Here is a 13,475-nt window from a genome sequence, read left to right as displayed (position 1 = left end):
TTATTCCGCCGCTTGCGGTCTGAGTGATGAACAAATAATTTCAGCGATTTTCTCGCCCGCTGTTTTCTCCTCTATCTGCAGTTCCTCACGCAGGACTTGTTCCCGGCGCACTTTCATTGCATCGTGACCCGCGACAATGTTGTCTACAAAGGTGAAAATATCCTTTTCACACCAGGCAACGTCGTAGGCGTCATAAATGAATTCTGCAGTGCGGTTCAAACCGTGACAGGTTTCGTGAGTGAGGTAGAGGATGGGTTTTTTCGACGGCAGATATTCCAGCAGGAAGGAACCGGCGTCCGCAATGAGTGCATCGGAACGCGCAAAAGTCAGCGTGTAATCATGCCCGAGATCCCACTCCAGATTGGTGTGTTGCTGCGACGCGCGCTGTAACTGCTGATAAAGACTTTGTGCCGTTGGGTTGGCTTCACCTATCCATTGGCTCAGCAGCGGATGGGGGCGAATGATCAGATGAATGTCCTGACGCTCAATCAGTTTTAAGAACGCCGAGCAGTAAAGGCTGAACGTGGTGTACATCTTCTGGTCGCCAGGCAGTACGAAATGCGGCGTCCACAGGAAGGTGGTTACCGTTTGAGCCGGCAGGTTATCCGTGAGATGGAAACGACGCTGATAGTGGTCAAATTTAGGATGGCCGGTAACGTGCACATGGCGATTTCCTGCCTGACACTGCAGCGCAAACTCAGTTTTATGTTTTTCCGAGCGGGCAAATATCCACGTCGCCAGATTTTGACAAAGCAAATTATATTGATACACCATGCTCTCTGCGCCAATTCCGGTATCGAGCGCATAAGGGATGTAAGCGATTTTCACGCCGCGCTCATGCAGGTAGTCGCTGCGAAAGGCTTCGGGGCGTGCTTCGTCGTAAGGGTTTTGCAAGAACACCACATCGGGCTGACGCTGCTCCAACTGATAGTCTTCAAATCCTGTGTAATCCAGCCCTCTTTCACGCAGAATTTCACGCTGAATATCGCCGTTAACATCGCTCGCCTTCCAGTTCAGGTAAGGCACCACCACGATGCGGCAATCGAACGCGGGATTGGCCTGCATCGCCTCAATCACCGATTCAAAGTTCGTCCAACCCGGTGGCCACTGGAAGTAAAAGTCGACTTTAATTGGGCCTGAAGTGGAGGGTTTGAATTTGGCGGGCGCAACGATTTGACTCAACGGTTTTCTGAAGAGTGCGCGGTAATCTACCGTTCGATTTTCGATATCGCTTTTATCGAGCCGTTGTACACCGGCGTTGGGGAATACGCCCAGCCAAAGATCCTGCTGCATCAGGCTATTCCAGTGCACATCAAGGGCATATTGTGCCTGCGCACCACCTTGCAATTGCGCCTGCAGCGCCTCGTGATAGTTTTCAATCAGCGTGGTGTAATAGCGGTGATTTACGATATAGGCGCATGCGCACCACGCGAAGTTAGCGCGCACGATATAGTCCACGCTCTTTAACGGCGTGACTCGGCGATAATTGGCCGCCAGAAAAGCCACTTGCCAGTTGATTTGCGGCAGGGCGGCAAAGTAGCGGTTGAGATTGTCGTAGTTCTTCTGGCTTTCATTGAAGCTAAAATCATCCTCCAGAATCAGCACGCGCTCCCAGCCGTTATCGCGTGCCATCTCCAGCGCGGCGATATGCGATTGCGTGCAGCCGATGTAGCCCTTTTCATGCTTGATCGCCTCCAGGCGAACGATTTTTTCAGCGGTTAAACCTAGCTTTTTAAGTTGTTTAGTGATGCGGGTTAATCGGTCTTTGCGTTTCTTCAAATTGATGAAGACAACGCGATCAACAATGTTCCAGTTTATAGCGGTCATGACTGTGTCTGCAGGAAGGAGAATGCAGGACATAAGCAATTAGCGGGCCATTTTTTTAAGTTTATGATTTTACTCGTTATCATTGGTTTGGTGCTCTGTCGGGATGAAATAAACTTCCTCTGTGCGGCAATGCAATTTCCCGATTACCGGCCTCCGCTCCTTTTATTGCTCATTTATTATTTGCGATCATGAATATGCGCGATCTGGCTGTAAACGCCGCGCTTACAGGCATTAATCGTTGCGAATATGACGCTATTTCGCCTAAAATCCGTGCGTCATAATAATCATTCTCGTTTGTATTCGCCTGCATCGACTTTTTTCGAGAGACCTCACTTATGAATACGCGAAACACTAATCCTTGTTTCTTACGCCCGCGTTCGCTGGCTTGGTTTATTTCACTGACTATGGGTACGTTCAGCGTGCAGGCGTTGGCAGAAGATACCGTGGTGGTTAGCGCTGATGGCGGCAGCGGAGTCGAGCAAGAGAAAGCGTGGGGCCCGTCGCCAACCATTGCGGCCAAACGCAGCGCCACCGGCACCAAAACCGATACGCCGATCGAGAAGAACCCGCAGTCAATCTCGGTAGTCACGCAGGAAGAGATGGCGATGAAAAACGTCACCAGCGTGAAAGGGGCTTTCAACTACACGCCAGGCGTGTTGACCGGTAACCGCGGTAGCTCCAATGTTATCGATGCGCTCTCTATTCGCGGCTTCAGCGAAACCAACACCAACCAATATCTTGATGGCCTGAAACTGCAGGGTGATAACTACTCTGAGTTTGCTATCGATCCCTATTTTCTTGAACGCGCCGAACTGTTGCGCGGTCCGGTTTCGGTGCTGTACGGCAAGAGCAATCCGGGCGGCGTGGTGTCGCTGGTGAGTAAGCGTCCGACGCAGGAGACGCTGCGTGAAGTGCAGTTCCAGATGGGCACAAACAATCAGTTCTCCACGGGTTTCGATTTCGGCGGCTCGCTGGATGATGACGGCGTTTACAGCTATCGCCTGACCGGTCTCGCGCACAGCGCCGATGCGCAGCAGGATATGAACAAAGAGAAGCGCTACACCATTGCGCCATCATTCAGCTGGCGTCCGGATGAGAATACGCGTTTCGATTTGCTGACCTACTTCCAGAACGAACCGGAAACCGGCTATTACGGCTGGTTGCCGCGTCAGGGCACCGTGGTGGGCATCACGCGTCCTGACGGCAGCAGTTACAAGCTGCCAACTAACTTTGATGAAGGCGAAGACAGCAACAAGATTTCGCGCAACACCAGGATGGTGGGCTACAACTTCGAGCACAGTTTCAACGACACCTGGACGGTGCGGCAGAATTTGCGGTATGCGGATCTGAGAACGGATTATCGCAGCATTTATGGCAATGGTTTTAATGCCGCAACACAGCAAATCACCCGCGGTTCAGCGGTTTCTGATGAAAAGCTCAACCAGTTTGCAGTCGATAACCAGGCGCAGGCCAAATTCACCACCAGTCAAATTGATCACACACTGTTGCTGGGTGTCGATTTCCAGCGCACGCGTAATGATATTGATGCGCAATTTGGTACCGCATCACCGCTGAATGCCGTTAATCCACAATATGGCGACGACAGCGTGACGCCGTTCCCTAATCCTTATCAGCACCTCAATAAGCAGCGCCAAACCGGTTTATACGCGCAGGATCAGATGGAGTGGAACCGCTGGGTGTTAACCCTCGGCGGTCGTTATGATTACGCTATGAACTCGGTCTATGATCGCGTAGCCAATACCGTTGATCGCCAGAACGATCAGGCTTTCACCTGGCGTGGCGGGCTGAACTATGTGTTTGATAACGGTATCGCACCTTACTTCAGCTACAGCGAAGCCTTCATTCCGAACTCAGGTTCAACTTATGATGGTCAAGCCTTTGATCCTTCCCGCGCGAAGCAGTATGAAGCCGGTGTGAAATACGTTCCTAAAGATCGTCCGGTGGTGTTGACGGCGGCGGTGTATCAGCTGACCAAAACCAAAAACCTGACGGCCGATCCGGATACCCTTAACCACCCAAATGCCAGCATTCAGAGTGGTGAAATCCGCTCGCGTGGCGTGGAGCTGGAAGCCAAAGCCGCGCTGAATGCCAACATCAATATGACCGCGTCTTATACCTACACTGATGCGGAATACACCGAAGACACAAACCTGAAAGGCAAAACGCCGGTGCAGGTGCCGAAGCATATGGCATCGCTGTGGAGTGATTACACCTTCCATGAGACGGCGCTGTCGGGCGTGACCGTGGGTGCGGGTGTGCGTTATGTGGGCGAGAGCAAAGGGTTGTACGCCAGCGGCGACGATATGAATCAAAACTTCGACGTAGCCGGTTACACCACCGTTGATGCCGCGCTGAAATACGATCTCGCACGCTTTGGCATGCCGGGCTCCACCATCGGCGTTAACGTCAATAATCTGTTCGATCGTGAATATGTCGCCAGCTGCTACCGCGACTACGCCTGCTACTGGGGCGCTGAGCGTCAGATTGTCGGTACTGCGACTTTCCGTTTCTAATCGTGTTACGTAGGTCGCCATCAATGGCGACCTACAGATTAACCAGGGATTATCATGCAGCATCCGCACCACGCAGAAACCACCTTCAGGCTGGATAACGTCAGTTTTCGTGTGCCAGGCCGCACGCTGCTACATCCGCTGTCTCTTACCTTTGCACCGGGCAAAGTCACCGCGCTGATTGGTCATAATGGTTCTGGCAAATCCACGCTGCTGAAAATGCTCGGTCGTCACCATGCGGCGAGTGAAGGGCGCGTGTTGCTGAATGAGGACGCGGTAGATAACTGGGGCAGCAAAGATTTTGCGCGTCAGGTGGCGTATCTGCCGCAGCAACTGCCCGCGGCGGAAGGCATGACGGTGCGCGAGCTGGTGGCGATTGGCCGCTATCCGTGGCACGGCGCGCTGGGCCGCTATGGTCAGGAAGATCGCGATCGGGTGGAAGAGGCGATTACGCTGGTGGGATTAAAGCCTTTTGCCGGGCGTCTGGTGGATAGCCTTTCTGGCGGCGAGCGCCAGCGTGCCTGGCTGGCGATGCTGGTGGCGCAGAACAGTCGCTGCCTGTTGCTGGATGAACCGACCTCGGCGCTGGATATCGCCCATCAGGTTGATGTGCTGGCGCTGATTCAGCGTCTCAGCCGCGAACGTGGGCTGACGGTGATTGCGGTGCTGCACGATCTCAACATGGCAGCACGCTATTGCGATCGTCTGGTGGCGCTGCGCGGTGGCGAAGTGATAGCCGAAGGTGGCCCCGAGGCGATCATGCAGGCCGATGTGCTGGGCAACATTTACGGTATTCCGATGGGCATTTTGCCGCATCCGCTTGGCGGCGCGCCCGTCAGTTTCGTTTATTAAGGCCTCGCCATGTTCGACATTTCTCGCCGCCGCCTGCTGACGGCGCTGGCACTTTCCCCGTTGATGTCCGCGTTGCCGCTGCGTGCCGCCATACCGGATGCGCAGCGCATTCTGGCGCTGGAGTGGCTGCCGGTGGAGCTGCTGATGGCGCTCGGCGTGACGCCACTCGGGGTGGCCGACATGCACAACTACAACATTTGGGTTGGCGATCCGCAGCTGCCGTCCAGCGTTATCGATCTTGGCTTACGCACCGAACCCAATCTGGAGCTGATGACGCAGCTCGAACCTTCACTCATCCTGCACTCCAATGGTTATGGTCCGGCGCTGGATAAGCTGCAGCGCATCGCGCCAACCATGGGTTTTGACCTCAACAGCGGCGACGGCAAACCGCTCAGCACCGCGCGTCACTCATTGCAGGCGCTCGGCGCACGTCTTGGCCGTGAAGCGCAGGCCGTGCAGCATCTGCAGTATGTGGATGAACAGCTGGCGGCGGCGCGTGAACGTCTCAGGCCGTGGGCCGATCGTCCGGTGCTGCTGATGTCGCTGATGGACAGCCGCCACGCGATTACCTTCGGTAAAAACAGTTTGTTCCTTGAGGTGATGGAGATCCTTGGCTTGAGCAATGCCTGGCAGGGCGAAACCAACTTCTGGGGCAGTGCAGTCGTTGGGCTGGAGCGGCTGGCGGAAGTGGGTGATGTGCAGGTGATCTGCTTCGATCACGATAACGATCGCGATATGCAGCAGGTGATGGCCACCGCGCTGTGGCAGGCGCTGCCGTTTGTGCGCGCGCAGCGTTTCCAGCGCGTGCCGGCGGTATGGTATTACGGCGCGACCTCTTCGGCGCTGAAATTTGTCCGCGTGCTGGAACACGCGCTGGAGTCGCACTGATGCGCAATCGTCTTTTTCCCGTCGCGCTATTGAGTACGGTGTTTCTGCTGGCGCTGGCCTTAACCGTGATCAATCTGCGCCAGGCGCTGCCGATCGATCAATGGTCGCAGGCGTTTTTTGCGCCTGACGTCAACAACATCCAGCAAGTGGTGTTTCATCACAGTTTGCTGTCGCGACTGGCGCTGTCGCTGCTGGTTGGCGCGGGCCTTGGCCTCGCCGGTTTGCTGTTTCAGCAGGTGCTGCGCAATCCGCTGGCGGAACCCACCACGCTTGGCGTGTCGTCGGGCGCTCAGCTGGGAATTACCGTCGCGACGTTATGGCATTTGCCGGGCGGCGAGTTCACGCAGCAGTTTGCGGCGATGGGCGGCGCGGTAATTGTCGGTATTTTGGTATTCGGCGTGGCCTGGGGCAAACGTCTGTCGCCGGTGACACTGATTCTGGCTGGGCTGGTGCTGAGTTTGTACGCCGGTTCGGTGAATCAAATCTTCGCGATCTTCAATCACGATCAGTTGCAGAACATGTTCCTGTGGAGCACCGGCGCGCTCAACCAGCTGGATGGACACAATGTGGCGCAGCTGTGGCCGCGTCTGCTGCTGGCGTTTGTGGTGGCGCTGGCGCTGCTGCGTCCGCTGACGCTGATGGGGCTCGACGATGGCGTAGCAAAAAACCTCGGTCTGGCGCTGTCGGCAGCACGTATTGCTGCGCTGGCGCTGGCGATTTTACTTAGCGCGCAACTGGTCAATGTTGCAGGCATCATCGGCTTTATCGGCCTGTTCGCGCCGCTGCTGGCGAAGATGCTCGGCGGGCGTCGCCTGATGAGCCGCATGATGCTGGCGCCGCTGATCGGTGCGCTGCTGCTGTGGTTGGCCGATCAGTGCGTGCTATGGCTGACCAGCCACTGGCGTGAAGTGTCTACCGGCACGGCGACCGCGCTAATCGGCGTGCCGATTCTGCTTTGGTTGCTGCCGCGCCTGCGTACCGGATCGGTGCCGCCAGCGCTTAATCAGGGCGATAGCGTGCCGGCTGAGCGGCAAAACGTCTTGCGCTGGTGTCTGGTCGGTTTGCTGATTCTGGCCGCGTTTAGCTGGGTTGGCATCACCTTTGGCCGCGATGCGCATGGCTTTGCGTGGGTGGGCGGCGATATGCTGCAGCAGCTGCTGCCGTGGCGCGCGCCGCGCGTATTGGCCGCGCTGATGGTGGGCATGATGCTCGGCGTGGCGGGTGCGCTGATCCAGCGGCTTACCGGTAATCCGATGGCGAGCCCGGAAGTGTTGGGGATTAGCTCGGGTGCAGCGTGCGGCGTGGTGGTGATGATGTTCTTCGTGCCGGGCGATGCGGTGGCGTGGCTGTTGCCTGCCGGTGCGCTGGGTGCGGCATTGACGCTGATGATTATTATGCTGGTGGCGAGTCGCGGCGGCTTTTCGCCAGAACGCATGTTGCTGGCGGGCATGGCGCTTAACAGCGCGTTTGTCACACTTTTGATGGTGCTGCTGGCCAGCGGCGATCCGCGCATGGCGGGCTTGTTGAGCTGGATTTCCGGTTCAACCTACAACATCAATATGCAGCAGGCCGTGCAAAGCGCGGTGGTGGGTGTGGTGCTGATTTCGCTGGCGCCGCTGGCAAGTCGCTGGTTGACGCTATTGCCACTCGGCAGCGCTACCGCGCGTTCAGCGGGCATGGCGCTCACTACCTCGCGCCTCAGCCTGCTGCTGCTGGCGGCGGCATTAACCGCCACGGCAACCTTGACCATCGGGCCGCTGAGCTTTATCGGGCTGATGGCGCCGCATATCGTGCGCATGCTCGGGTTCCGCCGTGCGTTACCACAGGTGTTGATGGCCGGTTTGTTGGGCGGCGGCTTGATGATTTTCGCCGACTGGTGCGGCAGGATGCTGGCGTTTCCGGATCAAATTCCAGCCGGGTTGATGGCGACCTTCTTTGGTGCGCCGTATTTTATCTGGCTATTGCGGCGGGCGTAATCAGGGTAACCCTGAATGGCGACTCCACAACGACGGTAGAGTGCGCCATTCAGGCGGTTTTAAAGTTTCGCGAAGCTGCGGCGTGCCGCATCGATGGTGCGTTGAATATCTTCTTTACTGTGCGCCAGCGACATAAAGCCCGCTTCAAAAGCAGATGGCGCAAGGTAAACGCCTTCTTCCAGCATCAGGTGGAAGAAACGCTTAAAGCGCTCAACGTCACACTGAGTGACGTCCTGATAGCAGGTCACTTCATCGGCATCTGTGAAGAAAATCCCGAACATACCGCCCACGTGGTTGATCACCAGCGGAATATTTTCAGCTTTCGCTGCGGCCAGCAGGCCTTGTGCTAACTGCGTGGTCAGATCGGTCAACGTGCTGTGGGTGCCTGGCTGCGCAATTTGCGACAGACACGCGAAGCCCGCCGCCATGGCAATCGGGTTACCGGACAAGGTACCGGCCTGATAAACCGGACCGGTTGGTGCCAGCGCATCCATCACATCACGACGACCACCAAAGGCACCGACCGGCATGCCGCCGCCGATGATTTTACCAAGACAGGTCAGGTCTGGCGTCACGTCGTAATAGGCCTGAGCACCGCCTAATGCAACACGGAAGCCGGTCATCACTTCGTCGATAATCAGCAGCGCACCGAATTCGTCACACAGCGTACGCAGGCCTGGCAGGAAGTCTGGCTGCGGTGGAATGCAGTTCATGTTGCCCGCTACCGGCTCAACGATGATGCAGGCAATATCCTCAGGATACTGCTCGAAAGCTGCACGCACAGTGCTGAGATCGTTATAGGTGCAGGTCAGCGTGTGCTTAGCGAAATCGGCCGGTACGCCCGGCGAGTTTGGCTGGCCGAGCGTCAGCGCGCCGGAGCCGGCTTTCACCAGCAGGCAGTCGGCGTGGCCGTGATAGCAACCTTCGAATTTGATGATTTTGTCGCGATGGGTGAAGCCGCGCGCCAGGCGAATGGCGCTCATGGTGGCTTCGGTGCCGGAGTTAACCATGCGCACCATGTCCATGCTGGGCACCAGCTCGCATACCAGCTCGGCCATTTTCACTTCCATCTCGGTTGGCGCGCCGAAGCTCAGACCGCGCGCAGCCGCTTCAATCACTGCGTTACGGATGTTGGCGTTGTTATGACCCAGCACCATCGGGCCCCACGAACCGACATAATCGATATAGCCTTTGCCGTCGGCGTCATACAGATACGCACCGTCAGCGCGTTCGATGAACAGCGGCACACCGCCCACACCGGTAAATGCACGTACCGGGGAGTTCACACCGCCGGGGATCAGGAGTTGCGCTGCGGCATACAGGTTTTCTGACTTACTCATTGTTCTGCTCCTGCTGTTCGGGAAAAAATCTGGCGCCATTCTACGGGAATAACGGCTTGCGCTAAAGTTTAGGGTATATACTTTCCTGCGCATGCGGCGGCACGCAGTGTCAAGCGTGAGACTTGATTGCACTGGACGGCTGGCAGATAATAGCGAGATTAAGGTCGTTTTCTGACCTCGACGTTTACCCGGAGTAAAAGATGAGTGACGACTTAGCAGCGCTGCCTTTGCAATTTACTGATGCAGCAGCAAAAAAAGTGAAAAACCTGATTTCTGATGAAGAAAATCCCGAGCTGAAATTGCGCGTTTACATTACCGGCGGCGGTTGCAGCGGTTTCCAGTACGGCTTCACGTTTGACGATCAAATGAATGACGGTGACATGACCATCGAGAAACAAGGCGTGGCGCTGGTGGTGGATCCGATGAGCCTGCAATATCTGGTGGGCGGTTCCGTGGATTACACCGAAGGCCTGGAAGGTTCACGTTTTATCGTGACCAACCCAAATGCCAAAACCACCTGCGGTTGCGGTTCTTCCTTCAGCATCTAATGCTGCTTCTGGCTGCCGTTCTGGTAGCCAGATTCCTACCACTCAATAGTCACTAAACGCGCAGATTCGCGGCGTTTAGCATCGCGTTTTAATACTCGTTCGGTAATGCGCGGCTGCGCGCTGAAGTGACGTCCACAATCCACTTTGGGCAGAGAGTGTTCACTCTGGCGTGAGATATCGCAACGCGAGAATAACGTTAAGGTAGCGGCGATAGAGCCGGTCGACGTGGCCGCACTCAGAGGTGCAGCGATCACGAGCCCTATGGCCAGCAGCAGTGCTCTGGTCATGAATAGTTCCTGGTGAAGACAAAATTGCGCTAAGCGCTAAAAAAGGGCACAGAGCATACGTGGCCGCTGCGCCTTGTATTATGATTTACGACAATTTATGCCGAATCTTTAATCTTTATTAGTGCTTTTTTTCGTCGGATGTAAATCTGCACACAGCTGTTTCGCTGCCAGCAGCATGCGAGGCCCCGGACGGCTAAGCCAGTCGTCATTGATGGCGATCACCGGCACATCCAATTGCGGCTGCCAATATTGCGCGATGCTGGCGGCCCGAGCGGCATCACCCCCGATGACAATCGCCTGCGGATGGCGCATCAGCACCTGTTCGCGGCTCACCTGCGGCCAGCTAACGCTGCTATCGGCAAAAATATTCCTGCCGCCGCACAGCTCAATGACCTGGTTTTGCATGGTGTTACGCGAAGCCGTAAACAGCGGCTGCTGACCAAACTGCAAAAAAAGCGGCAGCGGCGTACTTTGCTGATACTGCTTGCGTAGCGCCGCTTCCTGCGCGCGTAATGCCTGCGCCGCATCGATGGCTTGCTGCGGCTGCGGACTCCAGCGCTGTAACGCCGCCAGCGCATCGATCATTTGGTCAATGGTTTGCGGATCGATCCACTCAACCTTGACCCCGAAACGCTGCAGCTGTTCAATTTGCCGCTGTGGATTACCGCCGCGCCACGCCAGCACCACATCCGGCTTCAGTTGCAGAATGCGTTCCACTTTAATGCCTTGCCAGTTCGCCACCTGTTCCAGCGCGTTGGCCTGCGCGGGATAATCGGAGAAGGCGCTAACGGCGAGCGGCGTAATGCCTGCGGCGAAGGCCAGTTCCGTCAGATGGGGCGAAAGAGTGATGACGCGCGGCGCGGCAGCGAACAGGCTGTTGCACAGCAGCAACAGCCCAAGCAGCAGGATTTTAGCCACGCGCCAGCTGAACCAGCAGGTTTTCAACCATCAGCGAAGACTGTTTTGCCGCAACGCTGAGGAACTCGTCGAAGCTGAGGTGTGATTCCTGATCGGCGACGTCAGAAATGGCGCGCACTACCACAAATGGCACCTTGAACTGATGGCAAACGTGACCAATCGCGGTCGCTTCCATCTCCACCGCAATCGCCTGCGGGAAGGTGGTGCGGATGTGTTCCAGCGGTGCAGCGCCGTTGATAAACGCATCGCCGCTCACTACCAAACCGCGTACCGCGTTGAGATCGAGCTGCTTGATAACCATTTCAGCGGCGGCAATCAGTTTGTCATCCGCTTCGAAAGCCGCGGGGCAAGCGGCCATCTGGCCTGGCTCGTAACCGAAGGCGGTGACGTCGGCATCGTGATAGCGCACTTCATCCGACACCACGATATCGCCCACTTTCAGCGTTGGCGCCAAGCCGCCGGCAGAACCGGTGTTGATCACCACATCCGGCTTGCACAGCTGAAGCAGCAACGTGGTGCCTAGCGCGGCAGCCACTTTGCCAATGCCTGATTTCAGCAGCGCCACCTCAACACCGTTCAGCGTGCCGGTGTAAATTTCGCAGCCGGCCAGCGCCAGTGTCTGGCGGTTTTCGATTTTGTCACGCAGCAGAGTAACTTCCTGCTCCATCGCGCCAATAATGCCTACTTTCATAAGAATCTCGCTAATTTAATGGATGTAACCCGCAAAAGTGAGGCATAGTCTAACATGGCTGATTGAGGAAGAATTCACGAAAAAATAAGGGGTAATTATGGCGACGATCAATTTCAGGAAGAAGATCAGTTTCACCCGCCCTTATACCAGCCGCAAAGATCCCGAAGGGGAATACTTTATTACCCGCCACTTTGAAAGCGATCGCGGACGTATTATTAACTCCGCCGCGATTCGTCGTCTGCAACAGAAAACTCAGGTATTCCCGCTGGAGCGCAATGCGGCGGTGCGTTCGCGTCTGACGCACTCGCTGGAAGTGCAGCAAACCGGGCGATATATCACCAAAGAGATTCTGCAAGCGCTGAAAACTCAGGGCGGCGGGCTGGCGAATTATGGACTGGATGAGTTTGAAGGTGCCTTCGAAAGCCTGATTGAGATGGCCTGCTTGCTGCACGATGTCGGCAATCCGCCGTTTGGTCATTTTGGCGAGGCGGCGATCAATGACTGGTTCGACGATAATCTGCCTGCCGAGCTCGTCGATCCGCTGGTGGCGGGCGTTGCCGATGAGGCTGAGCGCGTCGCTTTTGACCAGTTAAATGCCATGATTCGTCAGGATTTATGCCATTTCGAGGGTAACGCCCAGGCGATTCGGCTGGTGCACACACTGCTGCAACTCAATCTCAGCTATGCGCAGGTCGCCTGTATTTTGAAATATACCGCGCCCGCATGGTGGCAAGGCGATAAACCGGATGAATTTAGCGTATTAATGAAAAAGCCGGGCTTCTATTTATCTGAGCGAGAATATGTGGCTGAGTTACGCGAAGCAACGAATATAAAAGAGCACCATCGTTTTCCGCTCACCTGGATAATGGAAGCCGCCGACGATATCTCTTATTGCATTGCCGATCTGGATGATGCCGTAGAAAAAGACATCTTCCATGTTGAAACGCTGTATAAGCATTTACTCGATGCCTGGGGCACGGTAAAAATCGGCGATGTATTCAGCCGCACCATCGGTGATGCGTGGAAAGAGGCTAATCAGAAAAAACGCCGCAGTATTAGCGATCAATTCTTTATGTCATTGCGGGTTAACGTGCAAAACGTGCTGGTTAGCCATGCGGTTAAGCGTTTCATCGACAACTTACCGGCTATTTTCGAAGGCGATTTTAATCACGCTTTACTGGAAGATGATGGTGAAGAAGGGCGTTTGCTGAAACTATTTAAAACGGTCGCGCGTCAGCAGGTGTTTAATCATCCGGAAGTTGAACAACTGGAATTGCAGGGTTATCGGGTAATTAAAGGTTTGCTCGAAATATATCAGTCACTGCTGTTGCTTGATTACGAGCAATTTACCACCTTGATGAACGAAGATTTTCTGGCAAAGCATCCGATTGAAACCCGCTTGTTTCATAAGCTTTCCGGCAAACATCGCAAAGCCTATCAGCAACACATGCGTTCACTTATTGTTGAGCATAAATATCAGCGCTTATTGTGGGAGCGTTATTATCGTGCGCGTCTGATTCAGGACTACATTAGTGGGATGACGGACAATTATGCCTGGGATGAATATCGTCGTTTAATGGCGGTTGAATAAGCGCAGAATTGTAAAGACGAACAACA

At 55.4% G+C, this 13,475-nt stretch carries 11 protein-coding genes; 6 read left to right on the top strand and 5 right to left on the bottom strand.

Annotated features, from left to right (window positions below; genetic code table 11):
* Positions 1 to 1,827, bottom strand: coding sequence for a glycosyltransferase family 25 protein (locus K5Y33_RS14490; RefSeq protein WP_222234370.1), 1,827 nt, complete (start codon positions 1,825 to 1,827; stop codon positions 1 to 3).
* A 335-nt stretch (positions 1,828 to 2,162) separates the two neighbouring features.
* Between K5Y33_RS14490 and fhuA the strand changes: the two genes are divergently transcribed.
* The 4 genes from fhuA to fhuB are packed head-to-tail and all read left to right on the top strand — an operon-like array spanning position 2,163 to position 8,074.
* A complete protein-coding gene (gene fhuA, locus K5Y33_RS14485) occupies positions 2,163 to 4,361 on the top strand; it encodes a ferrichrome porin FhuA (RefSeq protein ID WP_222234369.1) in 2,199 nt (732 codons plus the stop codon).
* Between the two features lie 54 nt (positions 4,362 to 4,415).
* On the top strand, positions 4,416 to 5,210 hold the full coding sequence (gene fhuC, locus K5Y33_RS14480; protein ID WP_210080844.1) for a Fe3+-hydroxamate ABC transporter ATP-binding protein FhuC: 795 nt from the start codon (positions 4,416 to 4,418) through the stop codon (positions 5,208 to 5,210).
* 9 nt (positions 5,211 to 5,219) lie between these two features.
* A complete protein-coding gene (fhuD, locus tag K5Y33_RS14475; protein ID WP_222234368.1) occupies positions 5,220 to 6,098 on the top strand; it encodes a Fe(3+)-hydroxamate ABC transporter substrate-binding protein FhuD in 879 nt (292 codons plus the stop codon).
* On the top strand, positions 6,098 to 8,074 hold the full coding sequence (gene fhuB / locus K5Y33_RS14470; RefSeq protein ID WP_222234367.1) for a Fe(3+)-hydroxamate ABC transporter permease FhuB: 1,977 nt from the start codon (positions 6,098 to 6,100) through the stop codon (positions 8,072 to 8,074). Before fhuD ends, fhuB begins: the two co-directional genes overlap by 1 nt.
* 59 nt (positions 8,075 to 8,133) lie before the next feature.
* On the opposite strand, the gene hemL is transcribed toward fhuB, so the two are convergent.
* Entirely contained in the window at positions 8,134 to 9,414 is a 1,281-nt protein-coding gene (gene hemL / locus K5Y33_RS14465; RefSeq protein WP_222234366.1) for a glutamate-1-semialdehyde 2,1-aminomutase, read from the bottom strand.
* 200 nt (positions 9,415 to 9,614) lie between these two features.
* Between hemL and erpA the strand changes: the two genes are divergently transcribed.
* Positions 9,615 to 9,962 carry an iron-sulfur cluster insertion protein ErpA gene (erpA, locus tag K5Y33_RS14460; RefSeq protein ID WP_007893884.1) on the top strand — a complete coding sequence of 116 codons (348 nt, stop codon included), beginning with the start codon at positions 9,615 to 9,617 and terminating at the stop codon, positions 9,960 to 9,962.
* Positions 9,963 to 9,997: 35 nt separating this feature from the next.
* Here erpA and K5Y33_RS14455 read toward each other — a convergent pair whose 3' ends face one another.
* The 3 genes from K5Y33_RS14455 to mtnN all read right to left on the bottom strand — a co-directional run bounded on the left by K5Y33_RS14455 (position 9,998) and on the right by mtnN (position 11,858).
* Positions 9,998 to 10,249 carry a hypothetical protein gene (locus K5Y33_RS14455; RefSeq protein WP_101762055.1) on the bottom strand — a complete coding sequence of 84 codons (252 nt, stop codon included), beginning with the start codon at positions 10,247 to 10,249 and terminating at the stop codon, positions 9,998 to 10,000.
* Positions 10,250 to 10,357: 108 nt separating this feature from the next.
* Positions 10,358 to 11,167, bottom strand: coding sequence for a vitamin B12 ABC transporter substrate-binding protein BtuF (gene btuF / locus K5Y33_RS14450; RefSeq protein ID WP_222234365.1), 810 nt, complete (start codon positions 11,165 to 11,167; stop codon positions 10,358 to 10,360).
* Positions 11,160 to 11,858 (bottom strand): 5'-methylthioadenosine/S-adenosylhomocysteine nucleosidase, encoded by a 699-nt coding sequence (mtnN, locus tag K5Y33_RS14445; RefSeq protein ID WP_222234364.1) that lies wholly within the window; start codon positions 11,856 to 11,858, stop codon positions 11,160 to 11,162. The genes btuF and mtnN overlap by 8 nt, the downstream gene beginning before the upstream one ends.
* 97 nt (positions 11,859 to 11,955) lie before the next feature.
* Here mtnN and dgt point away from each other — a divergent pair, with 97 nt between their 5' ends.
* Positions 11,956 to 13,449 (top strand): dGTPase, encoded by a 1,494-nt coding sequence (dgt, locus tag K5Y33_RS14440; protein ID WP_222234363.1) that lies wholly within the window; start codon positions 11,956 to 11,958, stop codon positions 13,447 to 13,449.
* Positions 13,450 to 13,475 lie beyond the last annotated feature (26 nt).

Origin of the sequence: Pantoea sp. DY-17 (assembly GCF_019795975.1) — a bacterium.
GTDB classification, from domain to species: Bacteria; Pseudomonadota; Gammaproteobacteria; order Enterobacterales; family Enterobacteriaceae; genus Pantoea; species Pantoea leporis.
This window is presented reverse-complemented; position numbering and strand designations above follow the sequence as displayed.